General features: G+C 49.6%; 23 protein-coding genes. 12 read left to right on the forward strand and 11 right to left on the reverse strand.

Features of this window, described 5'->3' with window-relative positions; genetic code table 11:
• Positions 1 to 108: 108 nt before the first annotated feature.
• The 4 genes from H1S01_RS05590 (at position 109) to H1S01_RS05605 (ending at position 3,869) form a co-directional block, all read left to right on the forward strand.
• Positions 109 to 849 carry a response regulator transcription factor gene (locus H1S01_RS05590; protein WP_279286953.1) on the forward strand — a complete coding sequence of 247 codons (741 nt, stop codon included), beginning with the start codon at positions 109 to 111 and terminating at the stop codon, positions 847 to 849.
• Positions 846 to 2,447: a sensor histidine kinase gene (locus H1S01_RS05595; RefSeq protein WP_188039103.1), complete on the forward strand. Its 1,602-nt coding sequence runs from the start codon at positions 846 to 848 to the stop codon at positions 2,445 to 2,447. The genes H1S01_RS05590 and H1S01_RS05595 overlap by 4 nt, the downstream gene beginning before the upstream one ends.
• A 293-nt stretch (positions 2,448 to 2,740) precedes the next feature.
• Positions 2,741 to 3,472: a TerC family protein gene (locus tag H1S01_RS05600; RefSeq protein WP_243237010.1), complete on the forward strand. Its 732-nt coding sequence runs from the start codon at positions 2,741 to 2,743 to the stop codon at positions 3,470 to 3,472.
• Between the two features lie 112 nt (positions 3,473 to 3,584).
• Complete coding sequence (locus H1S01_RS05605; RefSeq protein WP_188039104.1) at positions 3,585 to 3,869, forward strand: hypothetical protein; 285 nt, start codon at positions 3,585 to 3,587, stop codon at positions 3,867 to 3,869.
• A 28-nt stretch (positions 3,870 to 3,897) separates the two neighbouring features.
• Here the strand turns inward: H1S01_RS05605 and H1S01_RS05610 are convergent, their stop codons facing one another.
• Both H1S01_RS05610 and H1S01_RS05615 read right to left on the reverse strand, forming a co-directional pair.
• Positions 3,898 to 6,318: a protein kinase domain-containing protein gene (locus H1S01_RS05610; RefSeq protein WP_188039105.1), complete on the reverse strand. Its 2,421-nt coding sequence runs from the start codon at positions 6,316 to 6,318 to the stop codon at positions 3,898 to 3,900.
• Between the two features lie 86 nt (positions 6,319 to 6,404).
• Positions 6,405 to 6,761, reverse strand: a complete 357-nt coding sequence (locus H1S01_RS05615; RefSeq protein ID WP_188039106.1) for a hypothetical protein — start codon at positions 6,759 to 6,761, stop codon at positions 6,405 to 6,407.
• Between the two features lie 203 nt (positions 6,762 to 6,964).
• Between H1S01_RS05615 and H1S01_RS05620 the strand changes: the two genes are divergently transcribed.
• A complete protein-coding gene (locus H1S01_RS05620) occupies positions 6,965 to 7,270 on the forward strand; it encodes a CC/Se motif family (seleno)protein (RefSeq protein ID WP_188039107.1) in 306 nt (101 codons plus the stop codon).
• A 218-nt stretch (positions 7,271 to 7,488) separates the two neighbouring features.
• On the opposite strand, the gene H1S01_RS05625 is transcribed toward H1S01_RS05620, so the two are convergent.
• Genes H1S01_RS05625 through feoB form a run of 3 tightly spaced genes read right to left on the reverse strand, consistent with a single transcriptional unit; the run spans position 7,489 to position 9,973 of the window.
• Positions 7,489 to 7,710: a FeoA family protein gene (locus H1S01_RS05625; protein ID WP_188039108.1), complete on the reverse strand. Its 222-nt coding sequence runs from the start codon at positions 7,708 to 7,710 to the stop codon at positions 7,489 to 7,491.
• 34 nt (positions 7,711 to 7,744) lie between these two features.
• Complete coding sequence (locus tag H1S01_RS05630) at positions 7,745 to 7,960, reverse strand: hypothetical protein (RefSeq protein ID WP_188039109.1); 216 nt, start codon at positions 7,958 to 7,960, stop codon at positions 7,745 to 7,747.
• Positions 7,961 to 7,990: 30 nt separating this feature from the next.
• Positions 7,991 to 9,973, reverse strand: coding sequence for a ferrous iron transport protein B (feoB, locus tag H1S01_RS05635; RefSeq protein ID WP_188039110.1), 1,983 nt, complete (start codon positions 9,971 to 9,973; stop codon positions 7,991 to 7,993).
• Positions 9,974 to 10,210: 237 nt separating this feature from the next.
• Between feoB and H1S01_RS05640 the strand changes: the two genes are divergently transcribed.
• Together H1S01_RS05640 and H1S01_RS05645 are read left to right on the forward strand one after the other, a co-directional pair.
• Positions 10,211 to 11,125: an ABC transporter ATP-binding protein gene (locus H1S01_RS05640; protein WP_188039111.1), complete on the forward strand. Its 915-nt coding sequence runs from the start codon at positions 10,211 to 10,213 to the stop codon at positions 11,123 to 11,125.
• A 191-nt stretch (positions 11,126 to 11,316) separates the two neighbouring features.
• Positions 11,317 to 12,099: an ABC transporter permease gene (locus H1S01_RS05645; RefSeq protein WP_207732198.1), complete on the forward strand. Its 783-nt coding sequence runs from the start codon at positions 11,317 to 11,319 to the stop codon at positions 12,097 to 12,099.
• Here H1S01_RS05645 and H1S01_RS05650 read toward each other — a convergent pair.
• The 3 genes from H1S01_RS05650 to H1S01_RS05660 are packed head-to-tail and all read right to left on the reverse strand — an operon-like array spanning position 12,084 to position 14,651.
• The gene (locus tag H1S01_RS05650) at positions 12,084 to 13,013 is read right to left on the reverse strand and encodes a diacylglycerol/lipid kinase family protein (RefSeq protein ID WP_188039112.1); all 930 of its coding nucleotides are present in this window, start codon (positions 13,011 to 13,013) and stop codon (positions 12,084 to 12,086) included. The two genes, H1S01_RS05645 and H1S01_RS05650, sit on opposite strands and share 16 nt — an antisense overlap.
• Positions 13,014 to 13,051: 38 nt before the next feature.
• Positions 13,052 to 14,221 carry an A/G-specific adenine glycosylase gene (gene mutY / locus H1S01_RS05655; protein WP_188039113.1) on the reverse strand — a complete coding sequence of 390 codons (1,170 nt, stop codon included), beginning with the start codon at positions 14,219 to 14,221 and terminating at the stop codon, positions 13,052 to 13,054.
• Positions 14,193 to 14,651, reverse strand: coding sequence for a VanZ family protein (locus H1S01_RS05660; RefSeq protein ID WP_188039114.1), 459 nt, complete (start codon positions 14,649 to 14,651; stop codon positions 14,193 to 14,195). The genes mutY and H1S01_RS05660 overlap by 29 nt, the downstream gene beginning before the upstream one ends.
• Positions 14,652 to 14,922: 271 nt before the next feature.
• Here H1S01_RS05660 and H1S01_RS05665 point away from each other — a divergent pair, with 271 nt between their 5' ends.
• The 4 genes from H1S01_RS05665 (at position 14,923) to H1S01_RS05680 (ending at position 17,543) form a co-directional block, all read left to right on the forward strand.
• Positions 14,923 to 15,219 carry a zinc-ribbon domain containing protein gene (locus H1S01_RS05665; RefSeq protein ID WP_188039115.1) on the forward strand — a complete coding sequence of 99 codons (297 nt, stop codon included), beginning with the start codon at positions 14,923 to 14,925 and terminating at the stop codon, positions 15,217 to 15,219.
• A 142-nt stretch (positions 15,220 to 15,361) separates the two neighbouring features.
• On the forward strand, positions 15,362 to 16,063 hold the full coding sequence (locus tag H1S01_RS05670) for an ABC transporter ATP-binding protein (RefSeq protein WP_243237061.1): 702 nt from the start codon (positions 15,362 to 15,364) through the stop codon (positions 16,061 to 16,063).
• On the forward strand, positions 16,060 to 16,830 hold the full coding sequence (locus H1S01_RS05675; RefSeq protein ID WP_188039117.1) for an ABC transporter permease: 771 nt from the start codon (positions 16,060 to 16,062) through the stop codon (positions 16,828 to 16,830). The genes H1S01_RS05670 and H1S01_RS05675 overlap by 4 nt, the downstream gene beginning before the upstream one ends.
• 188 nt (positions 16,831 to 17,018) lie before the next feature.
• Entirely contained in the window at positions 17,019 to 17,543 is a 525-nt protein-coding gene (locus H1S01_RS05680; protein WP_188039118.1) for a hypothetical protein, read from the forward strand.
• Between the two features lie 3 nt (positions 17,544 to 17,546).
• On the opposite strand, the gene H1S01_RS05685 is transcribed toward H1S01_RS05680, so the two are convergent.
• Together H1S01_RS05685 and H1S01_RS05690 are read right to left on the reverse strand one after the other, a co-directional pair.
• Positions 17,547 to 17,999 (reverse strand): universal stress protein, encoded by a 453-nt coding sequence (locus H1S01_RS05685; RefSeq protein WP_188039119.1) that lies wholly within the window; start codon positions 17,997 to 17,999, stop codon positions 17,547 to 17,549.
• 285 nt (positions 18,000 to 18,284) lie between these two features.
• Entirely contained in the window at positions 18,285 to 18,428 is a 144-nt protein-coding gene (locus tag H1S01_RS05690; protein WP_188039120.1) for a hypothetical protein, read from the reverse strand.
• Positions 18,429 to 18,741: 313 nt separating this feature from the next.
• Here H1S01_RS05690 and H1S01_RS05695 point away from each other — a divergent pair, with 313 nt between their 5' ends.
• Positions 18,742 to 19,689, forward strand: coding sequence for a beta-1,6-N-acetylglucosaminyltransferase (locus H1S01_RS05695; protein WP_188039121.1), 948 nt, complete (start codon positions 18,742 to 18,744; stop codon positions 19,687 to 19,689).
• A 96-nt stretch (positions 19,690 to 19,785) separates the two neighbouring features.
• Here H1S01_RS05695 and rlmD read toward each other — a convergent pair whose 3' ends face one another.
• Positions 19,786 to 21,132, reverse strand: coding sequence for a 23S rRNA (uracil(1939)-C(5))-methyltransferase RlmD (rlmD, locus tag H1S01_RS05700; protein ID WP_188039122.1), 1,347 nt, complete (start codon positions 21,130 to 21,132; stop codon positions 19,786 to 19,788).
• Between the last annotated feature and the right edge of the window lie 25 nt (positions 21,133 to 21,157).

The raw sequence follows: 21,157 nt of genomic DNA on the forward strand, positions 1-21,157 counted from the left end.
CAAGAATATGAAATAGTTCTATAATTCCTTTATGTTATGTAAACAGGGGTAACATTTAACAACTCTATATTTTCCGTTACAATGGGATACAGGGAGGTGTTCTTGAAGATGAGCTTCTCAGCTATGAACTCTGAAGCGACGATTCTCATCGTAGAAGATGAAAGCAAAATCCGTCGGATGCTCCGTCTATTTTTGGAACAAGAAGGGCTTGTTGTTATTGAAGCGGAAGATGGTCAACCCGCTCTGGAACTCTTGAAGGAGCAACCAGTCGATCTGGTCATTCTCGATTTGATGATGCCGGGACTGGACGGCTGGACAACATGCCGCAAGATCCGGGAAAGATCAGACCTTCCTATCTTGATGTTGACCGCTCGAGGCGAAGAATCGGATCGGGTTCTTGGCTTTGAACTGGGCGCTGACGATTATGTCGTTAAACCTTTCAGTCCCCGGGAAATTGTTCTACGGGTAAAGGCCCTGCTTCGCCGACGGGGAACAGGCGCATCTGGAACCGGGACAACCGCCTCTTCGCACCCCTCAGAGGCGGCTCTTCAATTTCCTGGACTCCTTCTCTACCCGGAGGGTCGAAAAGTCGTTGTAGAAGGCCACAACCTCTCCCTCACCCCCTTAGAATACGATCTGTTGCATTTTCTCGTTCAAAATGCCGGTCGAGTTCTCACCAGAGACCTTCTGCTCGATCGAGTCTGGGGGTATGACTACGGCGGCGACAGCCGGACCGTCGATACCCATGTGCGCCGGCTCCGAGATAAGTTATCGCGCCTTTCGCCTCAAGTGGCCGCTTATGTGAGTACCGTCCGTGGTTTAGGTTATAAATTCGAGGTAGAGCCATGATCGGCCGGAGCATCGTACTTAAAATCTGGCTGACCCTCGTCGGCTTTTCTCTGGCCCTTTTGCTTCCGGTAGGCTGGTTTTTCTCTAACATGTTTAGCGACTTCTACGTGCAGCGCGAGACAGACGATCTGGTGAACAAAGCGAGTCTGATTGCAGTAGAACAGGATATAGACACAGCAAGACGGTTGGCCTTAGCCCTCACTGGCGCATCGGCGGCCATGGCTGCCTTCGGTGACAGCGACGGAAATATTACAGAGGTGCTGAGTCGATCCGGTAACCCGCAATGTGCAGACGATACCAATCCGAACTCCACCATTCGCAAGGGCCGCGGTCCCTCAGGAAACGGAATGGGTCCCCGTGGGGGAAACGGTCTCGGTCCTCGAATGGGACCGATAACAGGACAAGGCCCCTGGTGGGCAGAAAGTGGGAATGCTTCATCGACGGCAAAGGTTGATCTTTCGGCTTCTGAATTGATGCAACTGAAACAAGGTGAAATCATCACCCGGCAAGTGAATATATCCATCCTAAACATACCCTCATTCATGGTAGCCGTACCGGCCCGCCAAGATGGACAGGTGTTGAGGGTCCTCTATGTCTTTGCTGCCCTGGAACCGATGGACGAAACAGTCAGCCATATCCGCTCCTGGGTGTTTGGGGCTAGTGCCCTGGCCCTGCTTTTATCCACCTTGGCAGCTTATTTGCTTTCCAAAAAAGTGGCCCGCCCATTGACAATCCTCTACGGCGCGGCTGAAAAAATGCGGCAAGGTGATTTCGAACAAAAAATCCCTGTCGAGTCGGACGACGAAATCGGCCGTCTCGGTCAGACCTTGAATACCTTATCGGCAGAGCTCTCGAAAAGCTTGGCCGAGTTGGAAACGAAAAACATCCAGTTGGCTCGCGGGATGCAAAGTATGCAAGATCTGGCGGCGAACGTCTCTCATGACCTGCGAACTCCCCTCTTTTTGGTCCAAGGATATGCCGAAGCGCTCCGAGACGATATGCCGAAGACCCCAGAGGATCGGCGGGAAATGGCGGGGATCATTTTGGAAGAGTCGGAACGGATGCAGCGTCTCGTTCAGGACCTGCTCCAATTAGCCCAGTTGGAGTCCGGATATATGCCCGTCGCTATAGAACCTCTAGATCCCGAGGAGTTAACCCGACGAGTTCTGCGCAAAATGAATACCCTGGCTGAAGAAAAATCTGTTCAACTGATCGTTCAGATACCCGAGCATTTACCGGTAATCATGGGGAACGGCGATCGCTTGACCCAAGCCCTGATCAATCTCGTCGACAATGCGCTGCGTCATACGCCCAAAGACGGTCAAGTCACCTTAGAGGTGGAACAAACAACTTCTTTTCTCCGGTTTACCGTCAGCGATACAGGTTCCGGTTTGGCGGAAGAAGATATTCCCCGTGTCTGGGAACGTTTTTATCGCGGCGAGAAATCGCGTACCCGAAAAATCCCCGGCACCGGTTTAGGGCTGGCTATCGTCAAAGCTATCATAGAAAGTCATGGCGGACAGGTCGGGGCTGCAAACAATGGCGGTCCTGGCGCAAGATTTTATTTCACCCTGCCTCATCACAGGACAGGAGACTAGGTTTTAACGATCCAAGAAGGTAAAAAAAGAACCCTGGAGCACGACTCCAGGGTAGGCAGATGGATATTTGAAAAGAAGGCAATTTAAGTATAAAATATGATTTTACTTTTCGCCTCAGACGTTAGACCTGTTTAAATTGGGACTTAAGTCATATTTACAAAAATCAATACTATTGGATACCTGCGGCAAGCCTATCTATTTGCTTTTGCGAAAAAATACTCAAAAGGGATCGCCTTTTCTTTGAATGGTCAGCCCTCCCCCGTTCATATAAAAAACCAAAGGAGGTTCGAGCTTTGGATTTTTTGTATGAATTTAGCGGCATTCAGACGTCGGACCTGCTGACTCCTTCTTTTTGGTTAGCTGTGGCGACGATCATTTTTATCGATCTAATTTTGAGCGGAGACAACGCTATTCTCATTGCCCTTGCCTGCCGGAACCTTCCGGTAAACCAGCAGCGTAAAGGGATCATCTGGGGAACGGCCGGGGCTGTCTCCTTACGACTCATCTTGGGCAGTATGACGATTTACCTATTAAAAGTACCGCTCTTACAAGCCCTCGGTGCACTTTTTCTCGGCTGGATAGCTGTCAAGCTGATCATCCCGGGGGACCATCAGGAAAAAGTGGAAGCACCAAACCGTCTCTGGCATGCTGTTCGTACCATTATCGTCGCGGACGCCGTCATGTCTCTGGATAACGTCATCGCGTTAGCCGGTACAGCTCATGGAAGACCGGGCTTGCTCTGGTTCGGTTTGGTCGTCAGCATTCCTCTCGTCGTCTATGGCAGTCGACTGCTCTTATCGCTCATGCCCCTTTGGCCATGGCTTCCCTACGCTGGCTCGACCATCCTCGGGTGGACAGCTGGCGAGATGTTATGCAAAGACCCCCTGCTGAATGAACTGAGCGGCAATTTACTCGTCTCCCCGTTCCTGCTCGGCGGTAAAGTGGTCGGAATACTCTTCGCGGGTACCGTCCTGGCTATCGGATGGTTCATTCAACGTAAAAAAACAAGCTATTTTTACTTTTAACGATCAGCCTATGTCGGGAGGTTTACTCAAGCCATTTGCGGTCTTTCGCGTAAGGATATTTGGCAGGCATTTGTTGCATACTTATACCAAAAACAAGACGGAGGAAAATTGCATGCCTGTCAGCCGACGCAACTTGTACCGCGCTGTAGGGTTTCTCTGCCTCTTTCTGGCCCTTTTGGCGTCCTTCAGCATACTGCAGCCATTGATGACACCTGAGCATATGGCACAATCGGCTATATCTCCTGTGGATGGCCCTTCCTGGTACGACGGGTGGAGTGATATGGTCTCTGTCTTCTCTGAACAAGCTCTCTTTTTAATCGCCGTTATCGTCTTCAGTGTTGCGGCCCGATTCTGCTTTCACCAAAGCCACCTCGAAAGTTTTGAAGATCAAAAATAACGAGATCTTTATCCAACCGCTGCAGGATTTAGAACAATTCCAAATCAGTGAGCAAATGCCTGACGGCAGCGTAACGCCGATTGGGATCTTTTTCGAGGCACCGTAATATGGCTGCCTCCATTTTTTCGGAGATGTCCCGGTTGAGCGCTCTCGGTGGAAGAGCCACCCGTCCAGATGCGTGAAGATCGCGAAGACGGGAAAGATCTCCAGGACGGTCCGGATCGAGTTCTAACTCGGCAGGGTCGATAAAAGTAGCTTCCATGACTCGATCCATGAGCGCTTGAATGTTCTCTTCGCTGTCATGACCGGTCGTAAAGGGTAGATACCCGGTGGCGATTTCAAAAAGGGTGACGCCGAGGGAAAAAACATCGGCCCGTTGATCGAGCCTACTGTTGGCCCAGCCTTTTGGGCTCTTAAGCACCTCAGGCGCCGTATAGGTCGGCGTTCCTAGATTACCGAAGGTCTCAATCAAAGTGTAATCAGTGGCCCATCTAGCCTCTTTGGGGCTCGTCTCCCCGCGTTCAAAGGTGGCCTTATTGTGTAGCAGCTGTTTCGGCACACGCAACGTACCTAGATCAGCGAGGCGTATCCGTTCCAAATCCCGATCGACCAGGATATTATCGGGTTTGATGTCGCGATGGATAAATTCACGGCCAAATCCGTGCAAGTAAACTAGCGCCTCACCGACGGCGCTCAAAACCCGGCGGACTTCTGCTTCAGGCAGAGGAGAGCGCCGAACGATATTTCCTTGATGATCATATTGATAGATGCGGTCTTTTAAGGAACCGTCAAGCAGTTCCATCACAAAGGTGAACCGGCTAAAATCGACACTTTCAGGGTACCCCTGAATGAGGTTGTGAGCGCCGCCGAAGGCCATCGTCAAGGCAGCTTCGTTTTTAAACCGTTTCCGTCCCTTTTCGGAGTTAAGGCAGTTGGGTTTGAGGACTTTCATAGCACCCATCTGACCAGTGTTTCGATGGCGAACCTGCCAGACTTCGGCGAATCCCCCTTGGCCGAGTTTCAGCAACTGCTCCCATTCCCCTCGCAAATGTCCTCCGACGGCCGGGTCCCAGGTCAAGGCCTGCCGCTGTAGTTGATCGGCTTGAAAGAGGTCTTCCTGGCGACGGGAAAGTTCACCTAAATAAAACAAAGCCCTTGCAAGATGGATCCGGTTTTCATCATTATCCGGTACGAGTTTAGCGGCCGCCTTCGTCAGCAATTGGCCCGCTTGATCCATTTCTCCGCCGCGGAAACATAACAATCCCCATCGAACCATAGCCCGCCCCTGCAAGCTTCGGGCCCTATCATCCTTTTCGTTCATACTGTCTACGGCAGCTAAGACTTGACGATAAAATTCCCTGGCTTCTTTGAACCGACCGTCTTCCTCAGCCATCTCGCCTAACTCCAACAACGCTTCTCCTTGGAACGGATCCAGTTGGAGCACTTTGTTCCATGCAGCCCGGGCGTCATGACGGACCTTACGGTACTCTAAGTTGGAGGACTGTTCATGTTGCCATGCCGACAAAGCTCGTGCATAAAAAAGCTGTGATTCCAAGTGACCCTTTTGACGCAATGTTACACGCTGCAGCCAATATACAGCTTTATGCCAGATCTGCCGGTTAAAATAGGTTTTCCCGAGATGCTCTTCCGCACGAATCTTATCGCGAAGAACCAGATACCGGGTAGACTCTTCAAGAAAAGCTAGAGCACCGGAATCGGTTCGCTGATATTTCAACAGCCAATTAGAGAGGTAGCGGTAAATACGGACGACTTCGTCAGTGACAGCTCCGTGCCTCGCTAATGTATCTTCCAAATAGTCTTTCAGCCATCGTACATCTTCGAGATCGGGTTCGTCCTTGCGCAGGCGCCCAGTAACAAGCCGCTCCCCCCAGGTACGGTACAATTCTTGCTGAGGAGGGAAACGGTCAGCCTCCCAGAGGTCTCTCCCTAAAACCTGCCTCAATAAGCTGCAGATTTTCGGAAATGACGCGAGGACAGGGTCTTGTTCCAAGAGGGGCAACGGATCGTATTGGGCCAGGCTCATTTCATCGATCCGTAAGGCTCTTTCATAAAAGTCCATGGCTTCCTTGTCCAACCGGTTCCGGTCTGAACAGGCCACAGCAGCGGCCCAGAGGGCGAAAGGATCTTCCGGTATGGCCGCGGCCGCAGCTAGGAAGATTGGCATCGACCGGGGGTGAAGACCCTTATAACCGATGTCGCCATGACAGCGAAGCAAAAACCATAGCGGATCATGGTTTTCTTCGAAAAACTTGTCCCACCGTTCTGCTACATCATAAAAGGTTTGATAGTCGCCGGACAGTGAACATAGGGCTAAGACCAGTTTCCCCTCTTCCGGATCTTCTTCCGGCAGTAAGGTGTTGATGGCAGCCTGGTATCGGCCGGCTGTAATCAACAGTTTCAAGTAGGTGAGTTTTTTACCGGAAAACACTCCCCCGGTTCACCCCTAACACGCAAAAAATAGAGAAAACCGGGCCTACCCGGTTTTCTATGTATTCCTGCTTATAAGTGTACTGATTAGCCTACGCTTTGGCAAGTCGACAGTCGCACCATGATTTCCCGTTGTTGTGCCGCAAAAAGGTCTGCTTGTTCTTGCGTCATGATTCCATCGTTAACCATTTGAAGGGTCAACTCTTCTGCAGAGAATTGGCGATAGTTTTGAACCTTAAACCGGTCGATATAACCAGCCTTCAATAAATTCATCAGCATCAATGCAGTTAAAGGATCTTCGCCAAATTCTCCGTTGACGAGTTCCTCGGGAATCCGAGTACCACCCGGTCCTGGAGAATCGAGAATTTTCTCGGAAATTCTTCCCTTGAAGATAAAATAACCGATCCCTGCAGCTATGAAGGCCATCACCAGATAAGCTTCCATTGGTCGTCTCCTTTCGGACAATGTAATTATCTTGGCTCTCTTTAACAATTCTTATTATATCATTGGAAAAATTCTTGTCGATGAAGATTTTAAATGTGAGCTTGTTACATCTTTCTCCCACCGATGGCGTTTTTATGCTTGAACCCGTATCCTCTTACTGGTACAATCTTTATGTAATTACTCCTAATTCCAGGAGGTTTATGATGATCACTGAACAAATCGACCTACTCTTCTCTATTGATCCCGATGCGAAAGAGTATATCGTGGAGCGTGGCGCCATTGTTCACATCGGCGTAGCCGGTCCTAATCTGACCAAAACGGTGGCCAAAGTGGTTCCGATCGTCGACATCGGTATTCCTCGCGGTGCCACCACTAAATATCTTGAACATCGACAGGACGGGATCACCATTTACCTGTCGAAAAACCTGGCTGTAAAGGGCCCTATTCGGATTTTTTTAGATACGCTTTGGCGTCTGAAAAAGTTATCTGTCGAGATGAAGCTTAACTGACAAATGTATTGTTATCGTTACATTAGGGGCGAATACAGGGGTAAGAAGCCAGCACGAAAGTGCTGGCTTCTTAGTTCTACCCCTCTACATCTTTAGCCAACCTACTTTTCCGCCTTTTTCAAATCTTCCGATTTATTTCCCGATAAGTTCGCTTGTTTCCTTCTGAAAATAACGAAGAGGCCGATCCTTTTTTATCGGATCAACCTCTTATTATCCTTTTAGTTGACGAGGGTTATTTGGATGTCTTCGGCCATCTTCCGTCCGATGGCCAACTCCTGGTGTTTTTTCCGTACGATGACAGGGCCTGCCGGGATGATCTCCTGGATCATGACGGTCTCGCCTTCCGAGATGCCAAAGCGGATCGCCTGAGCACGGACCATGGGATGTTTAATGCCTGCGATGCAGACGGTTTGCCCTTTTACCGAGTTTGCTAATGTCATGGTTACCCCTCCCCAAAGACGCAATTGGTGTAATCTATTTTGAACAATTGCCGCAGTTGCCACATCCGCCGCAGCCCATGGGGGGCCGCAGCAAGGCATTGCATCGAGGACAGCGATCAGGGATCGCCTCTCCCCCTTTACCACTGAACCAGGCTTTTACATCTAAACCGCAGCCAGGACACTCATCGAAATGAATTCCGGGAACACCGCAATGTTCCGGAGATTTTTCTTTTTTATTGAACCAACCCAAAGCAAGGACCCCCTTACCGTGTAACCATGATTATTGTTCGGAGTGACAGCAGGAGGCCGATTGGGCAGACACATCGGTTTTACGACGGGAAAAGAGCATCGATGCACCTACCAATAAAGCCATGAGACCCGCAAAAGCAGCCACAGTCAGATAGATTTGCTCGAAGTGAGCGTAAAGCTGAGCTACCACACCGCCCACCAAGAAGGCAATCACCCAGGTAGACAACCACATGACCAAAGCTTCTTTTTTGGATCGTTCTTTAAAGATGACTAAGACCGATGCGACACAAGGCACAAAGAGGGTGATGGTGGCTAGCGCGACGACAGCTTGATAAGGAGCCAAGGTCATGTCGGCCAAACCAGCGGCGCCGAAGTCGCGCCGAACCAGGCCCATAATGAAGACGTTAGCTGACTCCTTCGGAAGGCCCAACCAGCCTACCGTCAGAGGTGCAAGGGCGTCTTGCAGCGCATTTAGAGCTCCTGAGACCTGAAGAACGCTGATAAGAAGTGAACCTAGTGCAAACAGGGGGAACGCTTCTTTAACAAAGGCAAAGGATTTAATGCCGGTTTTTTTCAACACGTTCGCAAGACGGGGTAAGCGAATCGGCGGCAGCTCAATCAACAGATCGGAAGACCGCCCGGGAATCACTCGATCCATGATCATGCCTACAGCGATGAGAATGGACAAGATGATAAGCACATACATGAGCACAAAACCAGGTTCAATCGAAGCTAATATACCAGTAATGACACCCAACTGAGCCGAACAGGGGATGGTCAAACCGAGGAGGAAGATGGCGATGCGTTTTTCCCGTTCTGAGGCGAGCAGCCGTGTCGTGATCGTCGCTAAAGTGACGCAGCCAAAACCGAGGATCAGCGGGATGATGGCTCTTCCGTTTAATCCGATGTAGTTGAGCACCCGATCGGTCAGTGCGGCCACCCGAGGCAGATACCCCGAGTCTTCCAGTGTAGATAGGAAGAAATAAAAAGCGACTACCAGAGGCAGCAACAGGCCCAACACGTAGGTCACTGTCATCGTGACCAGTCCAAATTCTCCGTAGAGGATTTGCCCGAAGATGGAGTCAGGTGAGATGAAACCGGTCAGAATCCCTCGGACGAAGGGTTCATAGTATCCCTGGAAGATGGTCTCTTCTGTAAATCCGACGACGTCGCCAGCGACCCACACCCCGATCAATTGGTACATGAAGTACAGCACTGCCGCCAAGATGGGAATGCCGGTGATGGGGCGAACCATCCAATAGCCCAGCTTCGTCGAGAAGTTGGCTCCTTGGGTCGTTTCCGTGACGACAGATTGAAAGATTTCGTTGACACATTCCCGTCGATTTAAGTATATCTCTTCCCGTTTGTCTTTCTGGGAGATCCCATAAGCAGTCCGGATCCCTTCGTCTCCTTCCAACGCCAGCAGCGCCTCACCCCGGTTGGCTGTGGTCTGAGAAACTGTGTCGATCTCCGCTGCCAGTTCCTGATTGACTCGGCCTGTGCAAGCTTGAGGCAACGCAGCTTCCACTTCTTTTAAGCCTTTTCCCTTGACCGCCACCGAAGGAATGACCGGTACGCCCAGTTCCTCTTGAAGACGGTCAAAGTTGATTTGAATCCCCCGGCGTTTCGCTTCGTCAACCATGTTTACAGCCACTACCACTGGTACGCCAGTGTCGATAATCTGCCGTGTCAAGAATAAGTCCCGCTCCAAGTGGAGCGCGTTGACGATATTCAACACTTTGTCGGCTTGTAGGATTACGTCTCGGGCAATACGTTCTTCGTCGTTAAAGGAAGAAAGTCCGTAAATCCCAGGTGTGTCCATGACCACCCAATCTTTATAGCGGCCATGAGATATGTCTAACGTCGTGCCGGGGTAATTCGAAACGTCTACATACATCCCCGTTAGGTGGTTAAAGAAGACCGACTTCCCTACGTTAGGATTACCGGCGAGTACCAGCTTCTGTTCCCCTTTGCCGATGTCCAATTTGATTGGAGCGCCGTGACATGTTGTCATGCTGCTCCCTCCCTCTGTCTACGCAATTTTATTAGAAATGTTGTGAGTTGGTTCGGCAAAAGACTCCGTTGAAAATGAATCTCTTTTGCGTTGTGGCTTTATTCTAATTGATTTTAATTCTCAGTGTCAATAGGATTATTTCTTTTTTCTGTCCCTTTACGGAGAATGATTCTATGATAAAATCAGTAACAATAGTGGAATTCTCTTCTTACTTTCTTATTTGAGGAGTTTCGAAGCATGATCGTCCTTGAATCACTGACCAAGCGCTTTGATAACCGTACCGTCGTCGATAACCTTTCCTTCCATATTCACCCGGGAGAGTTTTTTGGTCTCCTCGGCCCCAATGGCGCCGGCAAGACGACCACGATCCGCATGCTCATGACCTTGGCCCGGGCCACTTCCGGACGCATTATTATCGGAGAGCAGGATATGACCCGTAACGCGATGGCATTAAAATCAAAGATCGGCCTCGTTCCCCAGCACATCAACTTAGATGGAGAATTGACGGCGCGAGAGAACCTGGATATGCATGGCCGGCTTTTCGGCCTTCGCCCGGAGGAACGACAATCTCGCATCACAGAACTGCTGGAATTTGTGGAAATGGACGACCGGGCCAATGAACCGGTGCGCAAGTTTTCCGGCGGCATGAAGCGGCGCATCCTCATCGCCCGGGCGCTCCTGCATCGACCGCAAATTCTCCTGCTCGATGAGCCGACGATCGGCCTCGACCCGATGACCCGGCGGCGTATGTGGGACTTGGTTCGCAAATTGAACACGGGCGGGCAGACGATTTTGCTGACTACCCACTACCTCGAAGAAGCTGAAGCCTTATGTAACCGAGTCGCACTGATGAATAAAGGAAAACTGGTAGAGTTAGGCACACCGGATGAGTTAAAAACCAAGGTCGGCCCTTTCGTCGTGGAAACGGACGATGGCGGATTGCGTCGAAGTCACTTCTTTCCCACTCGAGAAGCGGGTACCCAGTTCATCCAGGAACTTCAGCAGTCCGGCAAAGGTAGTTCCGTCTCCCTGCGGGCTTCCAATTTGGAAGACGTCTTTATCCATCTGACCTCCGGTGATTCCCTTTCCATGGAAGAGGGACCGTTGAAATCGGATTCCAAGACGATTAACCACCGAGCGAAAGACTTTTAACCTGATGTTTCTAGAAACGTTTTAACACGCTCCGCTCCTGAGATTCCTTTCAAGCGCTCTTTGCTCGCTGAGTACTAAATATGACCCGCTACGAGTAGACGCCCTTTATCGAGTGATTACTGCCCCTGATTCCCCTGTTTAAAAAACAAAAACCGCCCTAACGGCGGCGAAAATCTTCGCAGGTGATTTCATTGATAGATCAAAAAACAACGGCGCACCCATCTGCCTCACCACTCTGGGCAGGTATCAGCACAATTCTCTGGCAGGAATATCTCGTCTTTTCCCGACGCTTTTGGAAGAACACCGCTTCTACGATGGTGACGCCAATTCTCTATCTTTTTGCCTTTGGCTTCGGTTTAGGCAGGGGGATTCGGTTTGAAGGCGTCTCTTACCTGGAATTCGTCATTCCCGGTATCGTCGCCTTGTCTACGATGACAGCCTCCTTTAACGCCGTGGCGACTCCGTTAAACATATCGAGACTTTATGACAAGACTTTCGAGGAATATTTAACGGCCCCGATTCCGATGATCTCTCTGACCATCGGGCGAATTCTCGCGGGAGCCTTCCGCGGTATGTTTTCCGGTCTAGTCATGCTTGCCTTGACGATGGTCTTCGGCGTTCATCTCCATGTAGGCGGGCTCTTTTTACTCCTGCTCTTTCTAAACTGCCTCGTCTTTTCAGGGTTCGGTTTTTGGGCAGCTCTAACGATTCAGTCTCACTCAGAGATCAACAAGTTCAACGCCTTTGTCATCAGCCCCATGTCCTTCCTCTGCGGTACCTTTTTTTCCTTACAGAACATTCCCCAGTTTCTGTCCCTGTTCCTATATATCCTGCCTCTCACCCACACAACGAATGGCCTGAGGACCCTCTCCTTAACCCAGACATTCCCCTTGGACAGTTTTATCGCACTGACTATTTACGCTCTGCTCTTTTTTGGGTTAGGGTTGAGAGCTTGTTATCACGTTGAAGAATGAGCACTTACCGCAGGTACGAAGAGAGATAAGGCGGAAGGACGAACTTGGACTTTCCAGGGAAGCGGCGGTCCCACTTCCCCATCCATGTCGGTCTCTAGCGACTCAGGACCACGAATGATATAGGCCGGCGCCTGATGATAGGTCACCAGAGGGGAGTTCAAGTGCTCCCCTTGGAGCACGCGAACAAAAAGACTGATGAAATCATGAATCCGGCAAGAGCGAAAAACGAGCAGATCGAGGAGCCCGTCATCGAGCTTAGCATGAGGTGAAAGAACGGGAAAACTACCGGCGCCCGCCCCGTTTAGAATCAGGTACAGTAAGGTTTCTCCCGAGTAGACAGTCTCGCCGGAAGTGGTCTCTATCGTCATCGAAAAAGGCCGGAACTCCGGAAGCTGTTCCAATGCTTTTAGGTAATAGGCCAATTTCCCGATGTTGTTTTTCAGGGACTGGTTCACCTTGTGGGACACATCTGTCATTAGACCGCCGCTGGCCACATTGAGGAAATGGCGATCACCTATTTGACCGACATCGATCCATCGGGTATTTCCGTCAACGATAATCTGACAACAGGCCTCCAAGTTTCTAGGGATGCGCAGGGTTGTCGCCAAATCATTGGCCGTCCCCGCTGGGATGATCCCTAATGCAGGCGGTGTCTCGCCGCGATCGGCCAAGCGCATGAGTCCGTTCATCACCTGATGCAAAGTTCCATCGCCACCGACAGCCACTACGGCTGAGCAACCATCTTGCAAGGCCTTTTCGGCTTCCTTCGATGTCTCGCCAGGGATACCTTCCGTCCGATATGTGAGGACTTGCCATTGACCAGACTGTAAAATGGCAATAGCCTCGTCAAGCGATCGCTTAAAGGCACCGGCCCCAGCTTCAGGGTTATAGATTAACTTCAAGCGCTTGGACAATCGCCATCCCTCTTTTCGACACCTTACGGAGTGCTCCCCTAGAGCACTCCGTACTTTTTTAATATTTTCAGGGTCAAATTGTTCATGGGCAACCGGGACAACGCTTCTTTGTCACACCATGACCTTTGCCCGCTGTCACTGCCGTATTGGCAAGATTCTTCAGCCACACGACCGCTGCCTTCTAATGGGTTTATTTTCTCCCCATCGATCCGGGCGGGCATAACGTCGACGACCCATGTCAAATGGCTGAAAACATGACGAAACTGTTCGCTCCGTTCCGGTTCATATTTTACGTGCTCTAAGTCGTAAAAGCCCTGTTCAAAGGACGGCAGCTCCCACATATTCGCGAGCAATCCCTTATCAGGACGCTGCGTCAAAAGAACCCGGCCACTTTCATCAGTCAAGAGCAACGCTTTTCGATAGATCTCTTGATTCTCCTTGCGGGGTTTGCGTACCGGAAGTATTTCTACTTTTCCCTGGGCGCGGGCAGTACAACCATCTGCTAAAGGGCATTCTCCACAGCGTGCGCTTCGAGGTATGCAGACCAGAGCGCCTAGTTCCATCAACCCTTGGGTCCAATCGGGGACCCGTTCATCAGGCAGCCAAGCCAACTGTTCCATCGAAGCCTGCCATGCCTTTTTTAAGAGCATCGTACTGCCAACGGGGTCATCCCAGCCGAAAAAACGGGCGAAGACGCGACAGACATTCCCGTCGACAGCCGGTTCCCGGATCTGAAAGACGATAGACAAGACGGCCCCACATATGTATGCCCCTACTCCTTTTAAACTCCGAAAGGCTTTTGGATCAGGAGGCACTTGCCCGTCGAAGCGCTCCATCACCTGCCGGGCCGCCTCTTGCAGGTTTCGAACCCGTGAGTAATAGCCCAATCCCTCCCACGCTTTCAATACCGGCTCTTCCGGTGCAGTGGCGAGCGTCTGCAGGTCGGGAAATAGGCTCATAAATCTTTCGAAATAGGGGATGACCGTTTCGACTCGGGTCTGTTGGAGCATAACCTCGGAGACCCAAATGGCGTAGGGGTTTTTCGACCTCCGCCAAGGTAAATCACGTTTGTTTACGTCATACCAGGAAAGCAGCTTCAGCACCCAGTCTTTTTCAGGTACCGCATAAATCTTATCGTCATGGTGTAGTTTTGAGTGACTTGTAGAGTTCAAAATGGAGTCATGAATTTTGCTGCTTATCGTGAGCACCGTCCTTTAGCGATTTGAATAGAACAAACCCAATGATCAGCGCGATGACAATTCCCAAACTGTCGATACCGACATCCATAAGCCGACCGTCTCGAAAACCGGTTAGCTCCTGGTGAATTTCATCAGTTACGGCGAAAGCCAAGGAAAAGAAAAAAGCCGTCCAGAGATGCCTACGCCGAGACCATAACCAAGTCGACTTGGCTGCTTGCAGCCACAGCCCGGTGAGTATGGCGTATTCAGTCACGTGGGCTGTCTTGCGAAGAATAAACTCGAGAGCAAAACCGCTGGTTTTTAACACCGGCCAAGGGATGTCAAGCCAAGCGACAATAAGATAAAGCACCGGAAGGACCCGGAGGTTTGGAATCGACGACAGCCAGAACATGATCCCCATCCAGAGGAGCAACAGGCTCCAGTACATGAGCTTTCTCAAGATGCACATCACTCCTGAAACATCGAAACTCCCAATATGCCAATAGAATAGCATGCCCCGGAGGTCTTCCAAAAGCGTAAAAAACTTTTTGCCTTTTTTTACTTGAGTACGTATAATAAAACCAACCATGGGTTCGTTGCGTCTGCCTTCCACAAAAAGTTCAAGCCGTTCTTCTTTCGGATCTTGTCCGGGGAAATGGTTGGTTTTGGGGAATGAGGTTATGACCCGGACCGGGGAATTCATTTTGTCCGAGGAAAGGACGGGATACTTGGTGTTCGAAGATCGTACCCTTGTCTGCAAAGAATGTGGCGTAGAGTTTGTGTTCTCCGCTCGGGAACAGGCCTTTTATGCTGAAAAGGGCTTTCAAAACGACCCGAGCCGCTGCCCTGACTGCCGGGCTGCCCGGAAACGCCGTATGGGCGAACAAAGCGGGGAAAGCCGCCCTCAACGGGAAATGTATGAAGTCGTCTGCTCTGACTGCGGCGTTACCACGACGGTGCCTTTCAAGCCTTCCGGCGCACGTCCGGTTTATTGCCGTGACTGCTTCCAAAACCACCGCTCTTATTAATTGAATTATCTTCGGGTACCGGTTTCACCGGTACCTTTTATGTTTTTAAAGGAAACCGTTATAATCTCACTGTCAGGTGGTGGTAAACATCGATAAGACCGTTGCATCCGTACTTGAGTGGCAGAATATCTCTTTGACCATCATGGTACAGACTAGAGAGTCGCAGGTGGAACGACACCTGCTGCATCGCGTAAGCGGTAAGGTCTCCCCCGGAGAGATCCTCTGCCTCCTAGGACCTTCCGGCTCGGGAAAAAGCACCTTGTTAACAGCACTAAACCGTCTTCACAGCCTCTCGGAAGGGGAGATTCGTTTTCGTGGACAACCAGTAGAAAAATACCCAGTCACGGAACTGCGTCGACGGGTCGCCTATGTGGCGCAGCGGCCCGCCTTTTTCCCGGGAACGGTGGAAGAGAATTTGAGCTACGGGGCACGACTCTGGGGGATCTCCATCGACCCGCCTCTTTGGCTGGAGAGGGTTCGCCTCGACCGTTCCCTTTTATCCCAGCCGGCCGATACCTTATCTGGCGGGCAACAGCAGCGTTTATCCTTCGCCCGCTCCTTAGCCGTAAAACCGGATGTGCTTCTTTTGGACGAACCTACATCGGCCTTGGACATCCATGGGGCAAGAGAGCTCAAAGAAATCGTTCTCACCGTAGTAGAGCGAGAGAATCTAGCAGTCCTCTGGGTCACCCACGATCCTGAACAAGCCCGGCGCATCAGTCACCGAGTCCTTCTCTTAACGGAAGGCCGAGTCTCGGCTTGCCTGCCGACAGAAGTCTTCTTTTCCAAAGAAGCCCCTGAGGTGGTGCGAACCTTTTTGGAGATTAAGGGGGATGGACCATGAGCTTGTCGACCCTATCTTTCAGTCTCAGCTTTATCGGCATCGCCCTGTTCCTCTCCTACCGGGAACAACTCGCTTTGGAAAAGGACATGCTGGTTGGTACGGTGCGGGCCATCATTCAGCTATTTATCATCGGTTATGTCCTGCAGTATGTCTTTGACCTTCGATCGCTGCCAGGTCTTCTGTCTATCTTAACGGTTATGGTCGTTGTGGCCGTACAAAACGCTTCCAAACGCGCCACAGCACTCCCTCGATCCCAGTCGATTCTCTATATCGCCGGAGCTTTAATCCTATCGGAAGTGCTCACCTTAGGAATGCTGCTCGGCTTAGGTATCGTGCCTGCGGAACCGCGCTTCATCATCCCCTTCAGCGGCATGATCATCGGCAATTCCATGATCGCAGCCGGACTCACCGTGAGCCGACTGCAAGCGGAATTGCTGAATCAAAAGCCACTGGTTCTCACAGCCCTTACTTTGGGTGCCACATCCCGCCAGGCCGCAGCCAGAGCCATCAAAGCAGCAGTCAAAGCCGGGATGAGCCCGACTATCGATGGGATGAAGACGGTAGGGCTCGTACAGCTCCCCGGCATGATGACCGGTCAAATCATCGCTGGGGCCAACCCGGTTGAAGCAGTGAAGTATCAGCTTCTTATCCAACTCGTCTTGACAGCAGCTACAGCCATTGCCAGTATGGCTGTCGGCCTGTGGTCCTACCGTCCTTTTTTCACTGCCGATCATCAACTTTCTCCCTGTTACCCAAACAAAACGTAACCCGTCTTCGTATTTTTTGAAATGGTCTTTTCGAAATAGCCAATACTATCGATATGAACGAGCATGACCATTCGCGCAATTCTACGGTAGATGAAGAACTCTCTATTTGGGTGCAGCGTTTTCAACAAAAACTGCTGCCAGCCCCCTCGCTTTCCACTTACATCGATTTGAATGAAGGCCCTCCCTCATTGGACCAACTCTCCGCTTTGGAGCAAGATCGTCCGCCTATTTCCGGGGAGTTGACCGCCTTTGAGCATCTGCTGCAAGCGATGGCTGAACATCGTTGGCTCCGGGTGCGCTTCGGGATCAACGAACTGCTGAAGCATTATTTGAGGAGCGTTACAGATACCTCCAATGCGAACAATCGAATCGATCGCGGTGACGTTACCCGGCGCTATATGGAAATGATCCAGTGGGTCTTTGAGTACGGCCATTCCCCTAGTTTCCCCTTCTCCGAAAGCCTTTGGACCTACCTGAGCGCCTGTCTGGAATCAGTTGGCATCACCTTGGCCGGACAGAACCAATGGGAATCGCTGCAGGTGTTAATTGTGGAAACGGCAACCATGGGGCGTCAGGCGGCGCGTAGCGGCTTGCAAACGGCGCCGCTGCAGCACTTTCTGCGGCGTTTGGAAAATACCTGCCGAGATAAAGGAGAAGGCGGACGTGAAATCGCCCGCCTTGCTCGAAATTTGCGTTTTAACCTTGAAGTATAACCGTCAGTCTTTTTCGTCTTTAATGATCATCACAGGACACTTGGCTAGGTGGAAGACGCGGTCACTGACACTGCCCGCTAGAAAACTGCGGAATTCTCCCATACCCCGAGAACCCATAATAATTAAGTCCACACCCCGTTCTTCCGCCGTGTCCACAACGACAAAGGCAGGGTGACCAAAGGTCGCTTCCAGTTGACAGACAAGGCCCTGTTCGGAGAAGATTTCCATGGTTTTATCCAAGACTGCTTTACCGACTTCGTCCATCTTTTCCCGGGCCGCATCGATGTCAAAGAATACAGCGCCGTCGGCACCGAGCAGGTATTGATGAGATAAATCATAGACATACAAGACCGTCGTTTCGATTTCCGGATCTAACTTCATAAGATGACAAGCATAGCGGGCAGCTTTTAGGGCATGGTCAGATCCATCGGTAGCCAAGAGGACTTTTTTGATCATTCAGGTTCCCTCCCTATAGAACTAATCCCTGCTTGGCTATATTTTACCATAGTTTTGTAACTAAAGGTACATAAATAGATAGAAACTTCTGTTTTCAATGGTTAAGTAAATATTTTCGATGTAGAGATTTTTTCTGTTGTATGTAGACTAGATTTTTTCCGATTTATTCTTCGCACTTTCTTATTCTATTTCCGCATTTGCCATCTGGATGTATTTCTCTTTGTACTGTTCATTAACAAAAGAGAAACGACAAATGCCGTTTCTCTTTTGTTAATGTTTTCGGTACTACATTCCGGTTTTGTTATTTGGGTTGGCCGCTTGTGTCGCAGTATTTACGGCACTTTGTGCTTTGTTCGCCATATCGGAGGTCGTTTTCGCATATTTTGCGGCAGACTGTACGTTATTGGCGCCCTGGTTCGTGTCGGTCATGCCTATCACTCCTTTCATGGGTAGTATTGAGGGATGATGTTGTAGTTATTCAGGTACGCTACGTTAGCAGTACCTTCAGAGACGAAAGCCTATCTTGATCGGAAGGAACGCCAACGGCGGAGCTCTGGCCCTCACAAAACTAAAAATAAGCCAGCAAAAAGCCGTCAAGAAAATAAATCTTGCGGCTTTTTGTCCTTTCGGCGATGCTTCTTCAAATGCTCGCGGATCCGTCAGTTGAAAATAATTTCTTTAGAAGAGGTTTTTTTCATACAATATCTAAATACATTTAATTATTGGATATGGAGGTAATTAAATGAAACAGGCTGTGTTGATTATGGCACACAAAAACCTTAATCAAGTAATTAGGTTGATTCGCTCGCTATCCAAGTCTGATTTTCATTTCCTTGTTCACTTGGATAGTAAAATGGATGTTACTGATTCGGAGTTTTGCAATCTCTTAAATTGTTCTGATAATGTATTCATTGTAAAGAAGCGGATTAGCGGGGTATTAGATACTTGGTCTTTAGTTGAAATTTCATTATCACTTATCGAACTTGCCAAGCAGATTGAATTAAATAAAAATATCCATTACAGTTATTACTTGTTGTTAAGCGGACAAGACTACCCAATAAAGAGTGTGGAGTATATCACGGAGTTTTTAGGCAAAACTTACCCAAAACCTCTAATTGATTGCACCCCTTATGACAAGCATAACTGGCTGTATTATAAATTTAATGTTATTGGTATCCGTGAAATCTCAAAATACGTTGATTCCAAACTTAATCGTGGTATTTTGCGGAAAATCATTAAGTTGCCGCTGATTATTTATGGTTCGCTATTAGGGTGGGTATATAGAAATTTTTTGTACGATTATAAATTGTATGGCGGTTCAGCTTGGTGGATTTTGCCCGACAAAGTGATTGAGTTTATTCTTCATGAAATAAAGACCAATGGACATAAAATTAATAAACTCAAGATAACTAATACTCCTGAAGAAACTTTTTTTCAAATCATGACTATGGCATCACCACTTTCTAATTTAGTGGATTTAAATCCAAAAGATATGGTTGAGCAGAATTGCATGACTTACGCTCATTTCAGTGACGAAGGAAAACCATTTATGGGTCATCCTTATATTCTGACAAAAGAAGACTTCTCTAAAATAGTGAAATTGCCGCAACTATTTGCTAGAAAATTCGATACGGTTACCGATAGTAATATTTTAGATATGATCGATCGCCACATAGTTAATAATACGTAAAATGCTGCCGAGAAATTGCCCACGTGAAAAAAAATCGTTGAAAAATCATAGGCAAAACAGGTATTTCTAGCGTTAAAGTGCCTTAAAATCCTTGATTTACTTGGAAAAAAGGCAGACCGTTTCCACATGGCCCGTCTGCGGGAACATGTCAACAGGGATAGCCTGTTCAATTTGCCACCCTCGCTCTACAAGGCGTGATGCGTCACGAGCCAATGAAGCGGGATCACAGCTCACATATACGATTCGGCTAGGTTGAGCGTCAGCAATCACTTCCAAAACCCGCTCATGGCAGCCTTTCCGCGGAGGATCCAGTACAACCACATCGACAGGGTTACCCTCTTTCAAATAGGCCGGCAAAACATCTTCGACCTTACCGGCAACAAATTCAGCATTCTCGATCCCGTTTAAGGCAGCATTTTGATTTGCATCTTCTACCGCCATTTCTACTTCCTCAATCCCGACCACTTTTTTGCACTGTTTGGCCAAGTACAAACTGATCGAACCGACACCGCAATAAGCGTCGATAACAGTCTCCTGCCCCGTTAGAGAACAAGCTTCAGCCGTCAACCGGTACAATTCCTCCGTTTGGCGCGGATTAACTTGCAAGAAACTCGCTGGACCTATTTGGAGTCTTAAGCCTCCTGCCATCTTCTCTTCGAGTCGATTTTTCCCGAAATACAAAGGGTATTCCCTGCCCAGGACTTCCCCTTCTTCTTTCGGATTGATATTGACATACACTGAGACAAGCTTTTTCTCGCTATCCATCAACTGGCTAGCGAGAGACTTCATCTTAGAACGGTACGGGGACCGCCATTCCGACAATACGAAGATGATCATCATTTCCCCCGAGGGATCTGCACTCTTCAGGACGAGATGGCGCAAGGGCAGTTCTCCTTCTCGGTTAATATCCTGAATCGAGGAACGCACAGCCTTTAAAACCGGTGGAAAAGATTCCGGCAAAAGCGGGCAATCGTCATGCTCGATCAGTTCTCGGGAATTATAGCGGAAATAACCCATTCCCAGCGATCCATCGTTTCGACGTTGCAAGTGCATTTGGACCCGGTTCCGGTACCGCCAGGGGTGGTCTGTCCCTACTACAGGACCTACTGGAGCATCTTTAATGCGTCCAAGCCGGTGCAGTCCGTCTTTTACCCCTTCTTCTTTGACAGACAACTGAAGCGGGTAATCCATCATCTGCAATTGGCATCCACCACAGGCGCCAAAAACCGGGCAGGGTGCCTGTACTCGCCCTTTTGCTGGTGTAACCACCGTCTTCAATTCCCCTCGGGAATAATTCTTTTTTACCTGTGTGGCTTTGGCCTGCACATCTTCTCCTGGAAGGCACGCAGGAATAAACATGACTTTTCCTTCTGGACGAGCCACACCCTCCCCTTGAAGGGTTACCCGTTCAATATGGTAATTACCGATATCTCCAACTTTCACGTATACTCGTCCTCTCTAACGCACT

It is taken from the genome of Heliobacterium chlorum, from assembly GCF_014502795.1.
Lineage (GTDB): Bacteria > Bacillota > Desulfitobacteriia > Heliobacteriales > Heliobacteriaceae > Heliobacterium > Heliobacterium chlorum.